General features: G+C 64.5%; 14 protein-coding genes. 4 read left to right on the top strand and 10 right to left on the bottom strand.

All coding sequences use genetic code 11. The features are described from left to right. Positions 1–51 precede the first annotated feature (51 nt). From glyA to phoH2, 3 genes are all read left to right on the top strand, one after another. The gene (gene glyA, locus AC1D75_RS24550) at positions 52–1350 is read left to right on the top strand and encodes a serine hydroxymethyltransferase (RefSeq protein ID WP_495517948.1); all 1299 of its coding nucleotides are present in this window, start codon (positions 52–54) and stop codon (positions 1348–1350) included. A gap of 130 nt (positions 1351–1480) precedes the next feature. Next, the gene (locus AC1D75_RS24545; RefSeq protein WP_495517947.1) at positions 1481–2344 is read left to right on the top strand and encodes an acyl-ACP desaturase; all 864 of its coding nucleotides are present in this window, start codon (positions 1481–1483) and stop codon (positions 2342–2344) included. A gap of 382 nt (positions 2345–2726) precedes the next feature. Beyond that, complete coding sequence (gene phoH2, locus AC1D75_RS24540; protein ID WP_495517946.1) at positions 2727–4034, top strand: RNA 5'-3' helicase PhoH2; 1308 nt, start codon at positions 2727–2729, stop codon at positions 4032–4034. A gap of 178 nt (positions 4035–4212) precedes the next feature. Here the strand turns inward: phoH2 and AC1D75_RS24535 are convergent, their stop codons facing one another. Next, the gene (locus AC1D75_RS24535; RefSeq protein ID WP_495517945.1) at positions 4213–5796 is read right to left on the bottom strand and encodes a serine/threonine-protein kinase; all 1584 of its coding nucleotides are present in this window, start codon (positions 5794–5796) and stop codon (positions 4213–4215) included. 206 nt (positions 5797–6002) lie between these two features. Between AC1D75_RS24535 and AC1D75_RS24530 the strand changes: the two genes are divergently transcribed. Next, positions 6003–6611 (top strand): L,D-transpeptidase family protein, encoded by a 609-nt coding sequence (locus AC1D75_RS24530; protein WP_495518403.1) that lies wholly within the window; start codon positions 6003–6005, stop codon positions 6609–6611. 64 nt (positions 6612–6675) lie between these two features. On the opposite strand, the gene AC1D75_RS24525 is transcribed toward AC1D75_RS24530, so the two are convergent. The 9 genes from AC1D75_RS24525 to AC1D75_RS24485 form a co-directional block, all read right to left on the bottom strand. Further along, positions 6676–7356, bottom strand: coding sequence for a PIG-L deacetylase family protein (locus AC1D75_RS24525; RefSeq protein ID WP_495517944.1), 681 nt, complete (start codon positions 7354–7356; stop codon positions 6676–6678). A gap of 84 nt (positions 7357–7440) precedes the next feature. Next, complete coding sequence (locus AC1D75_RS24520) at positions 7441–8841, bottom strand: class II fumarate hydratase (RefSeq protein ID WP_495517943.1); 1401 nt, start codon at positions 8839–8841, stop codon at positions 7441–7443. A gap of 2 nt (positions 8842–8843) precedes the next feature. After that, a complete protein-coding gene (locus tag AC1D75_RS24515) occupies positions 8844–10553 on the bottom strand; it encodes a fumarate hydratase (protein ID WP_495518402.1) in 1710 nt (569 codons plus the stop codon). Between the two features lie 132 nt (positions 10554–10685). Beyond that, positions 10686–11645: a class II fructose-bisphosphatase gene (gene glpX / locus AC1D75_RS24510; RefSeq protein ID WP_495517942.1), complete on the bottom strand. Its 960-nt coding sequence runs from the start codon at positions 11643–11645 to the stop codon at positions 10686–10688. Positions 11646–11935: 290 nt separating this feature from the next. Then, a complete protein-coding gene (locus AC1D75_RS24505; RefSeq protein ID WP_495517941.1) occupies positions 11936–14188 on the bottom strand; it encodes an MMPL family transporter in 2253 nt (750 codons plus the stop codon). Positions 14189–14279: 91 nt separating this feature from the next. Next, positions 14280–14882, bottom strand: coding sequence for a DUF4245 domain-containing protein (locus AC1D75_RS24500; protein ID WP_495517940.1), 603 nt, complete (start codon positions 14880–14882; stop codon positions 14280–14282). 81 nt (positions 14883–14963) lie between these two features. Continuing rightward, a complete protein-coding gene (locus AC1D75_RS24495) occupies positions 14964–15242 on the bottom strand; it encodes an exodeoxyribonuclease VII small subunit (RefSeq protein ID WP_495517939.1) in 279 nt (92 codons plus the stop codon). 117 nt (positions 15243–15359) lie between these two features. Then, positions 15360–16610 (bottom strand): exodeoxyribonuclease VII large subunit, encoded by a 1251-nt coding sequence (gene xseA, locus AC1D75_RS24490; RefSeq protein ID WP_495517938.1) that lies wholly within the window; start codon positions 16608–16610, stop codon positions 15360–15362. A gap of 9 nt (positions 16611–16619) precedes the next feature. After that, a complete protein-coding gene (locus AC1D75_RS24485) occupies positions 16620–17252 on the bottom strand; it encodes a lipid droplet-associated protein (protein WP_495517937.1) in 633 nt (210 codons plus the stop codon). Positions 17253–17254: the final 2 nt, after the last annotated feature.

Below are 17254 nucleotides of genomic sequence, written 5' to 3'. Positions count from 1 at the left end.
CTTACACTGAACGTGCCGATTCGCCCGCGCAGCAGCGTCTGAAGGAGACAAATGACCGACGTCAACACCGCATCCCTGGCTGAGCTAGACCCGGATGTGGCGGCCGCGATGAACGGCGAGCTGACCCGTCAGCGCGACACGCTGGAGATGATCGCGTCGGAGAACTTCGTCCCGCGCGCGGTGCTGCAGGCCCAGGGCAGTGTGCTGACCAACAAATACGCCGAGGGCTACCCCGGACGCCGCTATTACGGTGGCTGCGAATACGTCGACGTCATCGAGGACATCGCCCGCAACCGGGCGAAAGAGCTGTTCGGTGCGGAGTTCGCCAATGTGCAGCCCCATGCCGGTGCGCAGGCCAACGCTGCGGTCCTGGCCGCGCTGATGGAGCCCGGCGAGACCTTGCTCGGCCTCGACCTGGCCCACGGTGGTCACCTGACGCACGGCATGCGCCTGAACTTCTCCGGAAAGCTCTACGAGAACGCGTTCTACGGCGTGAGCAAAGAAGACTTCCGCATCGACATGGACGAGGTGCGCAAGGTCGCCCTCGACACCAAGCCGAAGGTGATCGTCGCCGGCTGGTCGGCGTATCCGCGGACCCTGGATTTCGCGGCCTTCCGATCCATCGCCGACGAGGTCGGTGCGCACCTCTGGGTCGATATGGCCCACTTCGCCGGACTCGTCGCCGCCGGACTGCATCCGTCGCCGGTTCCGTACGCAGATGTTGTGTCGTCGACGGTCCACAAGACCCTTGGTGGTCCGCGTTCGGGCATCATCCTGGCCAAGAAGGAGTGGGCCAAGAAGCTCAACTCCGCAGTGTTCCCCGGCCAGCAGGGTGGCCCGCTGATGCACGTCATCGCAGCCAAGGCCGTGGCGCTCAAGATCGCAGGCACCGAGGAGTTCAAGGAGCGCCAGCAGCGCACCCTCGACGGTTCCCGCATCTTGGCCGAGCGCCTGAACGGTGAGGACGTCGCCAAGGCCGGTGTGTCGGTCCTGACCGGCGGCACCGACGTGCACCTGGTGTTGGTCGACTTGCGTAACAGCAACCTCGACGGCCAGCAGGGCGAAGACCTGCTCCATCAGGTCGGCATCACCGTCAACCGCAATGCGGTGCCGTTCGACCCGCGTCCGCCGATGGTGACCTCCGGCCTCCGGATCGGTACGCCCGCGTTGGCCACCCGCGGCTTCGGTGAAGAGCAGTTCCGTGAGGTTGCCGACATCATCGGCACCGCACTGGCTGCCGGCCAGGGCGCGGATGTCTCTGCGCTGCGGGCCCGCGTCTCGCAGCTCGCACTCGACTTCCCCCTGTATGAGGGACTCGAGGACTGGGGCCTGCTCAGCACCCACCGCTGAGCCCCCGCCCGACAGCACAACCGAACCCACCTCTTCCGGTCGAACCACAGTTGGTTTCGACCGAAATTGGTGGGTTCGGTGTTCGGGCGATTGGTTTCGCATATCGCGGGTCGACCTCTAGGCTGTCTGGGTGAATGATTTGACCCAGGACGAACTGCTCTACGCCTTGGAAAAGGCGATTCCGGAAATCATGGAAGAGCACAACGCAGCGGCAGTGGCATGGAACCCGCACGATTTCGTGCCGTGGGCCGAGGGCAAGAACTTCGCGTTCTTGGGTGGCGAGGACTTCGATCCCAACCAGCCGTCCCCGCTGCCTGCCGATGTGGTCAAAGCGGTGCTGGCTTTGCTTCTCACCAAGGACAACATGCCGTCCTACCACCGTTTGATGGCGCAGAAGGCGTCCATCTTCGGTGCGTGGCAGCAGGTCATCGGAACCTGGACCGCCGAAGACAATCGTCATGCGATCGCGCTGCGCGACTACCTCGTGGTGTCGCGGCTGATGGATCCGGAAGCTGCCGAGACCCTGCGGCTGCACCACATGACCAAGGGCAAGTTGCAGACGCCCGCGTCGGTGACCGATTACGAGATCCTCGACGTGTTGGCACTGCTCGCGGTGCATGAGCTGCAGTGTGTGTCGTTCGGCGAGAAGCTCCTCGAGGCGTCCGACAGTGACGTGCTGAAGGGGATCGTCGAGAAGATCGTGCATGACGACCGCGTTCAGGCGAAGACCTTCACCAACTTCCTCAACGCCGGCGTCGATGCCAATGTGACCGAACTGATCAAGTCGGTTGACCGTGCGCTGACCGAGCTCGAACTGATCGGTGCCGACATCAACGACTTCGGTGACCTCGAGCCCATCGCACCGTTCAACGCCGATGCCGTGAAGTTCGTCGCCACCGCTCTGGTCGACGATCTCAAGCTGCAGTCTCTCGACGGTCTCGACGAGACCAGCGAGGTCGCACGTCAGCGTGTCCTGGCCGCCGCCGGCCGGTAAGTACGCGGTTCATCTGGTTTCACCAAACCCCGCTCTGCACGCAGCCACAGCTGCGGTGGAGCGGGGTTTTTGGGTTCTCGGGCGGTGGTGCCCGGGGTGGGCGAGGCGCAGAATCTCGACTGATCCGCCAGCGGAACAGTTAACCGATTATTCACGGACACGGGGTGCCTCCACCGCGCCGACACGCCGGGTTGGGCGTACTTTGACGTTTGACGGGCCGCGGGGAAGCGGTTCGTCCGGGAGGTTCGATCGTTGACTTGCTTATGTGAGTACGAGGGGACCGGCCCCGGTCCTCGTGACAGCTGCACCTAGCCGCTGAAACCAGAACCGGACCGGCCGCAACACACGTCTGAGTGGTGCCACCCAGACCGAGGAGCCCTTCGTGACCGCACGCGACGCCCGTACGTATGTCATCGATACTTCCGTGCTGTTGTCCGACCCCTGGGCGGCAACACGTTTCGCTGAGAACCATGTGATTCTTCCGCTGGTTGTCATCAGTGAATTGGAAGGCAAACGCCACCACCACGAACTGGGCTGGTTCGCTCGCGAAGCATTGCGCATGCTCGACGATCTGCGGCTGGAGTTCGGGCGCCTCGATCAACCGATCCCCATCGGCACTGTCGGTGGCACCATGCAGGTCGAGCTCAACCACACCGATCCGGCGGTCCTGCCTGCCGGGTTCCGCACGGACAGCAACGATTCCCGAATCCTGGCCTGCGCCTTGAATCTGCGGGCCGAGGGCAGAGACGTTGTCCTGGTGTCCAAGGACACCCCACTGCGTGTCAAGGCCGGCGCGGTGGGCCTGGCCGCCGACGAATACCACGCTCAGGATGTGGTGGCCTCGGGCTGGAACGGGATGACCGAGGTCGACGTCGATTCGTCAGTGATCGACACGTTGTTCGCCGAAGGTGTGGTCGACCTCGACACCGCACGGGATCTGCCCTGCCACACCGGGATCCGATTGCTCGGCAACAACTCCAGCGCGCTGGGACGGGTGAACCCGCAGAAGCAGGTGCAGTTGGTGCGCGGTGATCGCGAGGTGTTCGGGTTGCGTGGGCGCAGCGCCGAACAACGGGTGGCGCTGGATCTTCTCCTCGACGACAGTGTCGGTATCGTCTCGATGGGTGGCAAAGCGGGTACCGGCAAGTCCGCGTTGGCCTTGTGTGCCGGCCTCGAAGCGGTGCTCGAACGGCGTACCCAGCGCAAGGTTGTCGTGTTCCGCCCCCTCTATGCCGTCGGCGGACAAAACCTCGGCTATCTGCCCGGCAGTGAGTCGGAGAAGATGGGACCGTGGGCGCAAGCGGTGTTCGACACTCTCGAAGGGCTGGCATCCACCGAGGTGATCGAAGAGGTTCTCAGCCGCGGCATGCTCGAAGTGCTTCCCCTGACCCATATTCGGGGTCGCTCACTCCATGATTCGTTTGTCATCGTCGACGAGGCGCAGTCGTTGGAGCGCAACGTGTTGCTGACGGTGCTGTCCCGCCTCGGATCGGGTTCGCGGGTGGTGCTCACCCACGACGTCGCACAGCGCGACAATCTGCGGGTCGGCAGGCATGACGGTGTCGCTGCGGTGATCGAAAAGCTCAAGGGCCACCCGCTTTTCGCGCATGTGACGTTGACCCGCAGTGAGCGGTCGCCGATTGCGGCGCTGGTCACCGAGATGCTGGAGGAATTCGCGCCGGGAGCGTAGCGAGCGGGCGAAGTCAGGCGCAGCGCGCCGGGAGCGTAGCGAGCGGGCGAAGTCAGGCGCAGCGCCGGGAGCGTAGCGAGCGGGCCGTGTCGTCTATCTGTTTCGCGCTGTCCACCGGTGGTAGTTGGTGGGCAGCGCGAAAACGGTTGGGGTGTAGGGCCTTACAGGCCGGTGAGGCTCAGCAATCGTTCCGCTTGACGTTGGTATCCGGGTCGCTCACGGTGTCGAGGAGTTTGCCGTACCGGTTGGCGGGGTAGTCGGGCAATGCGTTGCATAGTGCCGATTTACCTTGCCCGACAACAACATAGGCGGCATAGATGGCCTTGCCGTTGTCATCATTGGGGCGCAGGGACGGGCACGACTGATCGGTGCGCAGGTACTGCGCGCCGGGATTGTTGTCGAGAGCTCGCGCGATCTCGTCTCGGTATGTCCTGGGGTTGGTGGCGTTGGCGACCACAATGATCGCGGTGCCGTCGCACGCGGGTGTGCTGATCGGCACCGAGAGTCCGAGATCGGCGGAGTTGGTCGGGGTCACCGTCTCGGCGGTCGCCGAGACATCGGTCGGCGGGGTCTGCTGTGTCGGCGGGACCTGCGCGGTGGCCGTGACGGTCTCGGTTGTGGTGTTCGCGGTGGCTGCGGCGGTGCCTGCCGCATCGGTGTTGTCGTCGGGCCAGAACACGGCTGTGGCAATCACTGCCAGGGCGAGTACGACGATGGCTGCGATGCCGCCGACGATCCAGGGTGTCCGGGTACGGGAACCACTGGGCGGCGGCGGATGGTGCGGTGGTTGCGGGGCAGGCGGCGCGGCCGTGTAGTGCTGCGTGGGTGGGGGAGTGCGAGAGCTGGAGGCCTGCCGTTCGGGTTCCTGTGGTGGTCCGGTCTGCGTGCGCGGTGCGACCGAGGGCAACCCCAGGAGCGTAGGCGCCTGGTGTGAGGCGTGTGGGTCGGGTGCAGACGTCTCGACGGGCGGCGCATCCGGCAGGTTCAGTGCGGCCGCCAGTTCGTGGGCGAACTGCCCGCAGCTGGGATAGCGGTCCGCGGGCGCAGGGGCCAGGGCCCGGTCGATGACCGGCGCGACACCGGCCGGGAGCTCGCGGCCGGATCCGGGAGGAGCGCCGGTGAGCAACGCGACCGCGGTACATCCGAGGGCGTAGACGTCGGCGCGTGCGTCCACCGGTAGACCACGGAGTTGTTCGGGCGCGGAGTAGGCGACTGTGCCGACCGATACCCCGGTGGTGGTCAGGTCGCCGACATCTGCCAGTGAACGGGCGATGCCGAAGTCGGTGAGCATGACCCGGTGCGGTGTTGCGTCGGTGAGCATGATGTTGCCGGGTTTGACGTCGCGGTGCAGCAGCCCTTGGCCGTGGGCGTAGTCGAGTGCCGCGGACACCTCGGTGATGATCTGCAGGCAAAGCGTCGGGCGGACGCCGGTCGGGTAGATGGCCAGGAGTTCGGCACCGTCGGTGCCCGGAACGTAGTCCTGGCTGATCCACAGTTGACCCATGTACTCGCCACGGTCGTGTACTGCCACGATGTTCGGATGCCAGAGCTTTGCCGACAGATCGGCCTCGCGCACGAACCTGCGCCGGTAGTTCTCGTCGGACGCGGCACTGGATCCGGGCAGGGAGGCGGGCAGGATCTTGAGGGCATCCGACCGTGGCAGCCGGGGATGCTTGGCCAGATACACCTCACCCATGCCACCGGCGCCCAGTAGGCGCTCGATTGTGTAACCGGCAAAAATGGTGCCCACGGCAAGCGGCATGAATACCCTCGAACTCTCTTCATCGGTGCCGGCCCCGGGAGCGGAGTGCGCGTCGGGTCGGCAGTGACCAGATTAGTGCAGTCCCGTGATCGCACCGATACGTGCTTTGGCTTACGAGTTGGCATAATCAGCAGGTGCTGAAGTTGTCAAAGAGGTTGATGGGGTCAGTGGTGTCACTGGCTGCCGTGTGTGTAGTTGTCTCCGCAATGGTGGTGCCCTCATCGGCACAGGCCGATGAGGTGTACACCCCGGAGTCGTTCCCGCTGTCGACCCAGATGATCAAGGTGACCTCGGAATCCATCTACGACACCGTCGCCACGCTGACCGCCTGGGAACGGGACGAAGCCGGTATGTGGATCCAGGTCGTCGAACCGACCCGGGCCGATCTCGGCGCCGAAGGCATCGGCATCCCTCGTGACAGCGTGTGGCGGACGCCCATGGGTGTTTTCGCCCTGGACCAGGCCTTCGGTAACCAACCCGATCCCGGCACCAAGATGCCGTACTTCCAGGCAGATGAGCAGGATTGGTGGGACGCCCTTCCCGGATCACCCACCTACAACACGCACGTTCGGCAGGTCGAGAATCCCGGCGGTGACAGCGAGAACATCCTCGCCACCGGAGAGGTCTACGACTACGTCGTCAACATCGCCCACAATCCGCAGCGGGTCGATGGTTACGCGTCCGGGATCTTTCTGCACGTCACCAACGAAGAGCCCACGTGGGGCTGCGTTGCGATCGATCGTGACGTGATGAAGCAGATCGTCCAGTGGCTCGACCCGGCCCGTCAGCCGATCATCGATATCGGCCTGGCCTGACCCACCCCGATGATGTGCCCTTATGGCGAACGGTTCCCCAGGTGGGGGCCGCCAAAAGGGCACATCATCGGGTTCTGCGTTTGAGTTCGAAGGTGACCGCGTGGCGCTCGTCGAAGTCTTCGCGGGCGGCGGTGGCCATTTCGGTCTGGGCCCGGGCCTGGTTGATCACCGGAGTGACCGGGTCGAGGGTCGCGAGGTAGGCCTCATGTGCGGCCAGTGACCTCACCGCGGTCTCGATCGCTTCGCTGTCGACCTCTTCGGCGTGGGTGGCATCGGGGCTCCCCTCGAACAGCCACCGCGGTTTGGTACCCAGACTGTCGTAGGTCTGCAAGACTGCGGCAGCAAATTCCCGGTGGTCGCGTTGGTTGGGCATCCCCGGCCCCCACTGCGGGCCGCCGTACATCGACACGATGACCTCGGGTCCCACCCGGGTGATCACTTCGGCGATTCGAAGGCGCAGATCGGGATCGTTGGTGATGGCGGAGTCGGGGAAGTCCCAGAACTCGATCGCCTGAGCACCGACGATCTGGGCAGATTCTCGTTGCTCGGCCTCGCGGACCGGGCCGGCCTGCTGCGGTGGCATGCCCTCGATTCCGGCCTCGCCACGGGAAGCGAGCGCGTAGAAAACGCTCTTACCCGCACTGGTCCACTTGGCGACCGCCGCCGCGACCCCGTACTCGGGATCATCCGGATGCGGCACGAGCACCAACGCGGTATGCCAGTCGGTGGGAAACGGAATCAGCACAACCGACCGTAACCGAAGATGTGCCCTTTTGGCGAGCAAAAGCCCAGGTCAGCCTCGCCAAAAGGGCACAACATCGGGGTGGGGTCAGCGTTCGCGATCCAGGTTGGCCATCTTGAGGACATCGAGACGTTCGTCGAGCTCGGCCTCGGAGAGCTTGTCGCCGATCAGGCCGCGGTCGATCACGGTCTGCCGGATCGTCTTCTTCTCCTTGAGTGCCGCCTTGGCCACCGCGGCGGCCTCCTCGTAGCCGATCGCGCTGTTGAGCGGGGTCACGATCGACGGCGACGACTCGGCCAGTTCCTTGAGACGGTCCTCGTTGGCGACCAGTCCGGCGATGCAGCGATCGGCGAACAACCGCGACACGTTGGCCAGCAGCTTGAGCGACTCGAGGACGTTGCGGGCCATCATCGGGATGTAGACGTTCAGCTCGAACGCGCCATTGCCGCCACCCCAGGTGACGGCGGCGTCGTTGCCGATGACCTGCGCGGCGACCTGGGTGACCGCCTCCGGCAGCACCGGGTTGACCTTGCCGGGCATGATCGAGCTGCCGGGCTGCAGATCGGGGAGCCGGAGTTCGCCGAGACCGGTGAGCGGGCCCGAACCCATCCACCGGACATCGTTGGCGATCTTGGTGAGCGAGACCGCCACCGTCTTCAAGGCGCCCGACAGTTCGACGAGTCCATCGCGGGCGGCCTGCGCCTCGAAGTTGTCCTTGGCCAGGGCCAGTTCGTCCACGCCGGTGAGCTTGACCAGCTCGGCGACGACCTTGGTGCCGAATCCGGCAGGTGCGTTGAGGCCGGTGCCGACAGCGGTGCCGCCGATGGGCAATTCACCGACGCGAGGCAGGGTCGCGGTGACCCGCTCGACACCGGCCTCGATCTGGCGGGCATACCCGCCGAACTCTTGACCGAGGGTGACCGGCACCGCGTCCATCAGATGGGTGCGGCCGGACTTGACCACGGTGCGCCACTGGGTTGCCTTCTCCGCCAACGATTTCTGCAGATGCTGCAGGGCCGGGATGAGATCGGTGACAGCAGCCTCGGTGGCGGCGACGTGCGTCGCGGTGGGGAAGGTGTCATTCGACGACTGCGACATGTTGACGTGGTCGTTCGGGTGGACCTCGACTCCGGCCGCCTTGGCGATTGACGCGATGACCTCGTTGGCGTTCATGTTCGAGCTCGTGCCCGAACCGGTCTGGAACACATCGATCGGGAACTGGTCGTCGTGGCGACCGTCGGCGATTTCCTTGGCGGCGGCCACAATCGCGTCGGCCTTTTCCGCGTCGAGGAGACCGAGATCTTTGTTGACCTGTGCGCAGGCGGCCTTGAGCAGGCCCATCGCACGGATCTGAGTCCGTTCCAACGGACGGTGGCTGATCGGGAAGTTCTCCACCGCGCGCTGGGTTTGCGCACGCCAGAGTGCGTCGGCCGGAACCCGGACCTCACCCATGGTGTCGTGCTCGATGCGATAGGCCTGCTCAGTCATGTTCAGCGCTCCTTGGATCGGATCCTGACGCCACCCAGTGGAACGGTGATGGCGCCGCCCGGATCGGTGAAAAAGTCGTTGCCCTTGTCGTCGACGACGATGAAGGCCGGAAAGTTCTCTACCTCGATCTTCCACACAGCTTCCATGCCGAGTTCAGGGTATTCGATGACCTCCTGGCTCTTGATGCAGTCGAGTGCCAGACGTGCGGCCGGACCGCCGATCGAACCGAGGTAGAAACCACCGTGGGTGTCACACGCGCTGGTGACCTGTTTGGAACGATTTCCCTTGGCCAGCATGACCATTGACCCACCGGCGGCCTGGAACTGCTCCACGTAGCTGTCCATGCGGCCGGCCGTGGTCGGGCCGAATGACCCCGACGCCATGCCCTCGGGGGTTTTGGCCGGTCCGGCGTAGTAGACCGGATGGTTGCGCAGGTAGTCGGGCATCGGATCGCCTGCGTCCAGGCGTTCCTTGATCTTGGCGTGGGCGATGTCGCGGGCCACCACAAGTGGACCGGTCAGCGACAGGCGGGTCTTCACCGGATACTGCGAGAGTTGCGCGAGGATCTCGGTCATCGGGCGGTTGAGGTCGACCTCGACCACCTCGCCACTGGAGATGTCTTCGGCCACACCGGCGGCCGGCATGTACTTCGCCGGGTCGGTCTCGAGTTGCTCGAGGAACACCCCGTCGGCGGTGATCTTGCCGAGCGCCTGCCGGTCTGCCGAGCACGAGACCGCGATCGCCACGGGACACGACGCACCGTGCCGGGGGAGACGGACCACGCGGACGTCATGGCAGAAGTACTTGCCACCGAACTGTGCGCCGATCCCGAAGGACTGGGTCAGTTTGAAGACTTCTTCCTCGAGTTCGAGGTCCCGGAACCCATGCGCCGACATCGACCCCGACGTCGGGAGATTGTCCAGGTAGTGCGCCGAGGCGTACTTCGCGGTCTTGAGCGCGAACTCACCCGAGGTACCGCCGATGACGACGGCCAAGTGGTACGGCGGGCAGGCCGCGGTGCCCAGCGAGCGGATCTTCTCGTCGAGGAACTTGAGCATTCCCTCGGGGTTCAGGATGGCCTTGGTCTCCTGGAACAGGAACGACTTGTTCGCGCTGCCACCGCCTTTGGCCATGAACAGGAACTTGTATTCGGGGCCCTTGGGGCCTTGCTCGGTCGCGTAGATCTCGACCTGGGCAGGCAGATTGGAGCCGGTGTTCTTCTCTTCGTACGTGGTCAGCGGTGCCAGCTGCGAATACCGCAGGTTGAGCTGGGTGTAGGCGTCGTACACACCGCGGGAGATTGCCTGGGCGTCGTCGGCGCCGGTCAGCACACCCTCGCTCTTCTTGCCCATCACGATCGCGGTGCCGGTGTCCTGGCACATCGGCAGCACGCCGCCTGCAGAGATGTTGACGTTCTTGAGCAGGTCCAGTGCGACGAAACGGTCGTTTCCGGAGGACTCGGGGTCGTCGATGATCTTGCGTAGCTGCGCAAGGTGAGCCGGACGCAGGTAGTGGCTGATGTCGTGCATCGCCTCGGCTGTCAGTTTCCTGATGGCTTCCGGGTCGACCTTGAGGAAGGTCTGACCGTCGACCTCTAGCGTCGACACCCCCTCCGTGGTGATCCGTCGGTACGGGGTGTCATCGCCGTCGATCGGGAGCAGATCGGAGTAGAGAAACTCTGGGGCGGAGGCTGGTTTACTCACGCACAGCATCGTATAGCTGCGACCCACCGCGCCTCGTCAGAGGTTGTGCGGATTGAAGATCCGAAGTTGTTCGAACACAAAAAATCCGGCGACCACACCGCGGGGTGTGGTCGCCGGACAGACACGATTGGAGCGGAAGGGTCAGGCCCTGGAGGTGTTGGTGGAGATCTCACCGACCTTGGCGCGGGTGTGGCGGCCTTCGATGGTGCGGATGGTGCCCGACTTCGAGCGCATCACCAGCGAGCGGGTGGTGGCACCGTTGGCGCGGTAGCTCACGCCACGGAGCATGTCGCCGTTGGTGACGCCGGTGGCACAGAAGAACATGTTCTCGCCGCTGACGAGGTCTTCTGTCTTGAGTACCCGGTCGAGGTCGTGCCCGGCGTCGAGTGCCTTCTGCCGCTCGGCAGCATTGCGCGGCCACAGCTTGCCCTGGATCTCGCCGCCCATGCACTTCATCGCAACCGCGGTGATGATGCCCTCGGGGGTGCCACCGATGCCCATGAGCATGTCGACAGAACTCTCGGCCTGTGCGGCCGAGATGGCACCGGCAACGTCGCCGTCGGAGATCAGCCGCACCTTGGCGCCTGCGGCCCGGATCTCACCGATCAGTCCTTCGTGGCGTTCACGATCGAGCACAACGACGGTGAGGTCGGCGATCTCGATGCCCTTGGCCTTGGCCACGGCCTGCACGTTGAACTCCACCGATGCGGTGATGTCGATGACACCGGCAGCTTCCGGGCCGACAGCGATCTTCTCCATGTAGAAGACGGCCGACGGGTCGTACATTGTGCCGCGCTCGGACACCGCGAGCACGGCGATCGAGTTGGGCCGGCCCTCGGCCATCAGGGTGGTGCCGTCGATGGGATCGACTGCGACGTCGACCTCGGGGCCTTCGCCGTTGCCGACCTCTTCGCCGTTGTAGAGCATCGGTGCTTCGTCTTTTTCGCCCTCGCCGATGACAACCACGCCGCGCATCGAGACGGTGGACAGCAGCTGACGCATCGCGTCGACCGCAGCCTTGTCGCCACCGTTCTTGTCGCCCTTGCCAACCCAGCGTCCGGCCGCCAGTGCGGCGGCCTCGGTTACGCGCACGAGTTCCATCGCCAAGTTCCGGTCCGGAGCCTCAAAGTTAGGGTTAGCGGCTGACATAGTGATGGCCTCCTGAATCGCGGCGATTGGTGTTGAAACCCATCCTTTCATGCCCGTTACTGCAGGTGGTGCACCGGTGCCTGTCCGCAGACGGTGACATTCATCCCAGCCGCACGCGCGGCGGTTCGGACGTCGGTCGGTCTCCGAGCGCACCGATTGCCGTGACGGCGGTGGGGATCCGACCCTCGAACGCACTCACCCCCGGCGACCGGTGGTCGACGGGGGTGAGTGGGTGCCTGATATCAGTTGGTTGTACTGGCGGTGGGCCGCAAGGGTTTACCGTCCGCCGATATCGACGAGTCGATCGGGATCTCGCGGATGGCGGTGCCCTCGATGTCGACATTCGGCAGGATCTTCTCGAGCCAACCCGGCATCCACCAGGCCTTGTCGCCCATGATCGTGATGAGTGCCGGAACGATCAGCATTCGCACCACGAACGCGTCGAAGAACACCGCGGCGGCCAGAGAGAAGCCCATCATCTTGGCGGTGGTGTCCGGTGCGAGCATGAACGCCGCGAACACCGAGATCATGATCACCGCGGCCGACGACACCACGCGCGCGCCGTGTTTGTAGCCGACGATCACCGCTTCCTTGGCCGGTAGCCCGTGGACGTACTCCTCGCGCATTCGGGTCACGAGGAACACCTGATAGTCCATGGCCAGACCGAAGACCACGCCGATCATGAAGATGGGCAGGAACGAGATGATCGGTTGGGTGTGGGTGATGATCCCGAAATGGCCGAGTTGGAAGATCGCCACCGTGGCACCGAAGGTGGCGCACACAGAGAACAGGAATCCGATGGTGGCGGTCAGCGGGACCAGGATGGACCGGAACACGATCATCAGGATGATGAACGCCAAACCGACAACCAGGAGCAGATACGGGATCAACGCCGTGTTCAACTTGGCCGAGATGTCCGACATGATGGCCGTCTGGCCGCCGACGTTGAGCGTGACCCCTTCGGCGTCAGTGGTTTTCGAATAGTCGCGGATCTGTTCCATCAGTTCGTGCGTCTGCGGGCCGCTGGGCGACTGTTGTGGGGTCACGAAGATCAGCGCTGATGTCGCGCCGGTCTGGGAGTTGGCCGCGTCCGGACCGTTGCCGCGCCAGGTGAGCTGGTCGGGCGTGGCGACATTGGACAACGTTTTGATGTACGCGACCGTCTGCTCGGCGGCAGGGCTGACGTCGCCGTCCTTGGTGTCATTCAGCACCACCAGGAGGGGGCCGTTGATGCCCTCACCGAAGCCGCGTTGCAGCAACGTGGTCGCCGCGACCTCAGAGTCGGTGGTTGTCGACAAGCCCAGTTCCAGCTTGGTCATCGGCAACGCCACCACAACCAGGGCCAGCAGCGAGATGACTGCGATCGGCCACGGGTATCTGGTCACGAACTTGGCAAAACGGTGCCCGTTGGTCTCCTGCGATTCGGGTTCGTCGCCATGGCGCAGTTTCGGAATGGGCGGCGAGAACGCGAAGCGGCCAAAGGCGCCAAGCAAGCCGGGAATCAATGTGATGGCACCGAGGACCGCGACGATCACGGCCAACGCCGCAGCCAGGCCCATCTGCGAGATGAACGGGATTCCGACCACCGACAGCGCCGCCACCGCGATCACGACCGTCAGGCCGGCGAACACGACCGCAGATCCTGCCGTCCCGACCGCTCGGCCCACCGCCGCCTCACGCGAACCACCAAGATTGAGTTCACTGCGATACCTGGAGACGATGAACAGCGCGTAGTCGATGGACACCGCGATCCCGAGCATCGTGATGATGGCGGTTGCGCTCTGGTTGATGCTGAGGAACTCGGCACCCAGCGTGACCAGCATGATGGTGATGATCACACTGACGATGCCGGTGATGAGGGGGATGAACGCAGCGACCACTGCGCCGAAAGCCACGATCATCACAAAGAAGGCGATGACGAAACCGAGCATCTCGGCTGCGCCGCCCGCTTCCTGGACCTGCATCAGGGACCCGGTGCCCTGGACGTCGAGGCCGCCGACCCGGAACTCGGAGAGGATGTCTTCGAACTGCTTCATGTTGTCGGCAGTCAGATCTTGCGGGTTGATGGTCTGGGGAACCTGGATCAGACCGATGGTGTTGTTGTCGCCCAGCACGGACGCCGCCAGCGCCGGGTCCAGATCTGCGACGGTCAGCGGGTTGGCCACCTCATCGGGCGTGGTGATATCTGGCAGCGTCTTGAGCTTGGCGACCAGCTGATCGATGGTGTCGGTGTGGGCCGCCAGGCCGTCGTTCGCGGCGACGAGCACACTGGTCGACGACTCGGATTGCTCTGCGTTGATCGCGGGGAAGTTCTTTTCCATCAACGACATCGCTTTGTCCGAGTCGGTGCCCGGTAGCTCAAAATCTTTGGAGAACTTCGGATTCAATGCGCTGACCAGCGTGACCACCAATGCGGCCAGCACGATCCAGCTGATGATCACCCACCATTTGTGCCGAAAAGAGAACCGCCCGAGTCGATACAGGAACATTGCCATGGGCAGAGCTTATAGTCTGCGGGTGACATCGCTCTCAGCGGCAAGACGAATGTAAGATCCCTAACAATCGTTATCCGACAATGGCTTCCGCTTATTTCGTGGGCAGAACCTGTGCGCCGGCGCTCGAGGCCGGTAGTGGTGAAACCGCGAGGACCGCTTCGGCCAGGGTGGTGAAATCAGGTTCCTTGGCCTTGTTCGCCATCAGACCGATCCGTACGTCACCGAGGTCGGTCACCCATACCGACCGTCCGCCCTCGGGCTTGCTGTAGACCGCCCACTGCGATCCACCGATGTCGCGGGTGCCCGCGCCGAGCAGTGTTTCGTCGCCGGACAGCTGCCCGACCAGGGCGTCTTTGGTGGCGCCGGTCTGGCTCAGCTGGATGTAGACGCCGTTGGACGTGATGTATCCGGCGTTGGAGACGGTGGTGTCTTCGAGGGCGACTGTGCTGCCGCTGTTGGGCTTCCAGTCCGCGGGTGTCTGCGGCAACCGGATCGGGAACGTCGAAGTGCGGGCGTCTGCCTTCAATCCGCTGTCCACGTCGTAGGCGGGGACCTTGTCGTCGCCCGCGCCGCCGGTCAGGCCGACAGAACAATTCCCGGAGACCCCCGCGACGAACAGGCAGAGCAACAACAAAGGGATCAAAGACCAGATCATGTCTTTGTTGTTGGTCAGAATCCGGGGTTTTGCGGCCACCACCCGAGTATTGCAGGGCGCCCCCGATGGTCATAAACGGGCGAGGGCCACCGGTGGACGCCTGCGCCTCGATTTCAGATCTCAGGCCTCATCGTCGAGGTCGTCGTCGGTATCGTCCTCGAATTCACTGTCGTCGTCGGTTCCGAGGACCGCTTCGATGCGCTTTCGGGCGCCTTCGAGATGTTCCTCACATCGCCGGGACAAGGCCTCGCCGCGTTCCCACAGTTCCAGCGATTCGTCGAGATCGAGGCCGCCCTGTTCCAGGGTGCGGACCACCACGATCAGCTCGTCCCGGGCCTGTTCGTAACCCAGTTCGCTGATCGGCCGCTCATTGCTGTCGGCGTCGTTCGTCGTTGCCACTGTCTTCCTTCTTGTCCGTGCCGGGACGCCGGGGTCGGGTATCCGGCGGGTGCTGGTGCGTGGAGGTGTTGGGTTGGTCTGGGGTACTCGCGTCCGGTCGGGTCCCGTTGTCGGTCTTCAGCCGCGTCGTGGTTTTTCGACGCCCATCACCGCGGCGCGGGTGGCACCGTCGGCGACCCGTACCCGCAGTTGGGTACCGATCGGCATGTCGTCCACCGATGTGACCACGTGGGGATTCTCGTCCGAACTGCTGGCGGCCCCGGGTACGCGTTGCACGACGGCGTATCCGCGGGCCAGCGTCTGTGCGGGGCCGAGGGTGGACAGGCGCGCCGTGAGGTGTTCGATCCGCTGTTCCTCTCCGGCGACGAGTCGACCGACGTCGCGGCGGATGTCGCGGGCCGCGCGTTCGATCTCGTCGATCCGGTCGTCGACGATGCGGTAGGGCTGGGCCAGCACCGGGCGGCCGCGCAACGAGTCGAGCCCGCGAACTTGGGTGGTGACCCAGTTGCGCAGTGCCCCGGCGCTTCTCGCGCGCAGATCGCGAACGGTCGCGAGTTCGACGGCGACGTCGGGGACCACGCGCTTGGCGGCGTCGGTGGGCGTTGCCGCCCGCAGGTCTGCCACCAGGTCGAGAACGGGGGAGTCGGGCTCGTGCCCGATCGCGCTGACCACCGCGGTGGTGACCTGGGCGACGGCACGGCACAGAGCCTCGTCGGAGAAGGGCAGCAGATCTTCGACGCTGCCGCCGCCGCGGGCCAGGATGATGACGTCGACGTCGGGATCGGCGTCGAGTTCGGCCAGGTGTCGCAGAATTGCCGGGACCGCTGTCGGACCCTGCACGGGGGCGTTGCGGATCTCGAAACGTACTGCAGGCCAACGTTTTTGTGCGACCGAGATGATGTCGCGTTCTGCCGCGCTTGCGCGTCCGGTGATGAGCCCGATGGTGCCGGGCAAAAAGGGCAGCGGTCGTTTGCGCGCGACGTCGAACAGTCCTTCGGCGGCCAGCAGCCGGCGAAGCCGTTCGATTCGGGCGAGGAGTTCGCCGATGCCGATCGGCCGGATCTCGGTGACCCGCAACGACACCGTGCCCCGCCCGGTGTAGAACATCGGCTTGCCGAGGACCACGACGCGGGCCCCTTCGGTCAGGGGGACCGGTGCGCGGGTCAGCAGATCGGGGCTACAGGTGACCTGGATGGAGATGTCCGCTGCGGGATCACGCAGCGTCAGGAAAGCGGTGCGGGTACCGGGGCGGCGGTTGATCTGGGTCAGCTGACCTTCGACCCAGACCTGTCCCAGTTTGTGTAGCCAGTCGGCGATCTTGGTGTTGATCGTCCGTACCGGCCACGCCGATTCGGGCGTATTGCTCACGTGGGAAGGCTACTTGCTCGCCGCGGTCACACGGTTGTCGAGCATGGTGACGAACGGTGCCCGGGCCCGTGTGGACTTCTCGTACGCGGCCAGTTCCTTGAGTTCATCGAGGCCGACGGTGCGGAGCTTGGCCCGCAACTGGGCCAGCGTCAGCGAGTCGTAATCGAGGGCCTCGACGATCTCGGGCGCGTCACCGTTCGCGCTCGTCGTCGTCGGCGCCGGATCCTCGGAATCGAGGTCGGGAGCCGAGCTGTACAACGCGAACCGGCCCGACCCCGACGGCGCCGCTGCGGACTCCGTGTCGTTTTTGTCGGCTTCGACGGGATCCGGGGAGCCGGATTCGGTGGTTGTGGCCGGAGTCACCGGACGACTTGTGGTGGGCAGGACGAAGTCGTCCTCGTCTTCATCGAAGGTGGCCCATTCCGGCTCGTCTTCGGCGTGACCGAGCAGGGACTCGAAGACCTCATCGCCCTTGATGGCCATTTCGGCGATGCCCTGCTGAAAGCGCATCACCGCCTGCAACGTCTCACTCAGAGCGGTCATCGGAAGAGTGATCGCTGTGGTCGGCAATTTGCGTGTCTCTTCGAGCACAGTGACAACTACCCCGGCAGCGACCCTTGCGGCATAAGGTGGTCGGATCATGT

The organism is Williamsia sp. Y712 (assembly GCF_059445525.1).
The sequence above is the reverse complement of the archived record's forward strand: the minus strand, read 5'-3'. Positions and strand labels throughout refer to the sequence as shown.

Excerpts from the sequence above, each read along its gene's own strand:
- glyA (WP_495517948.1), top strand. The coding sequence starts at position 52 with ATGACCGACGTCAACACCGCATCCCTGGCTGAGCTAGACCCGGATGTG.
- AC1D75_RS24535 (WP_495517945.1), bottom strand. The coding sequence starts at position 5,796 with ATGCCGCTTGCCGTGGGCACCATTTTTGCCGGTTACACAATCGAGCGC.
- AC1D75_RS24530 (WP_495518403.1), top strand. The coding sequence starts at position 6,003 with ATGGTGGTGCCCTCATCGGCACAGGCCGATGAGGTGTACACCCCGGAG.
- AC1D75_RS24520 (WP_495517943.1), bottom strand. The coding sequence starts at position 8,841 with ATGACTGAGCAGGCCTATCGCATCGAGCACGACACCATGGGTGAGGTC.
- AC1D75_RS24515 (WP_495518402.1), bottom strand. The coding sequence starts at position 10,553 with ATGCTGTGCGTGAGTAAACCAGCCTCCGCCCCAGAGTTTCTCTACTCC.
- glpX (WP_495517942.1), bottom strand. The coding sequence starts at position 11,645 with ATGGAACTCGTGCGCGTAACCGAGGCCGCCGCACTGGCGGCCGGACGC.
- AC1D75_RS24505 (WP_495517941.1), bottom strand. The coding sequence starts at position 14,188 with ATGGCAATGTTCCTGTATCGACTCGGGCGGTTCTCTTTTCGGCACAAA.
- AC1D75_RS24485 (WP_495517937.1), bottom strand. The coding sequence starts at position 17,252 with ATGATCCGACCACCTTATGCCGCAAGGGTCGCTGCCGGGGTAGTTGTC.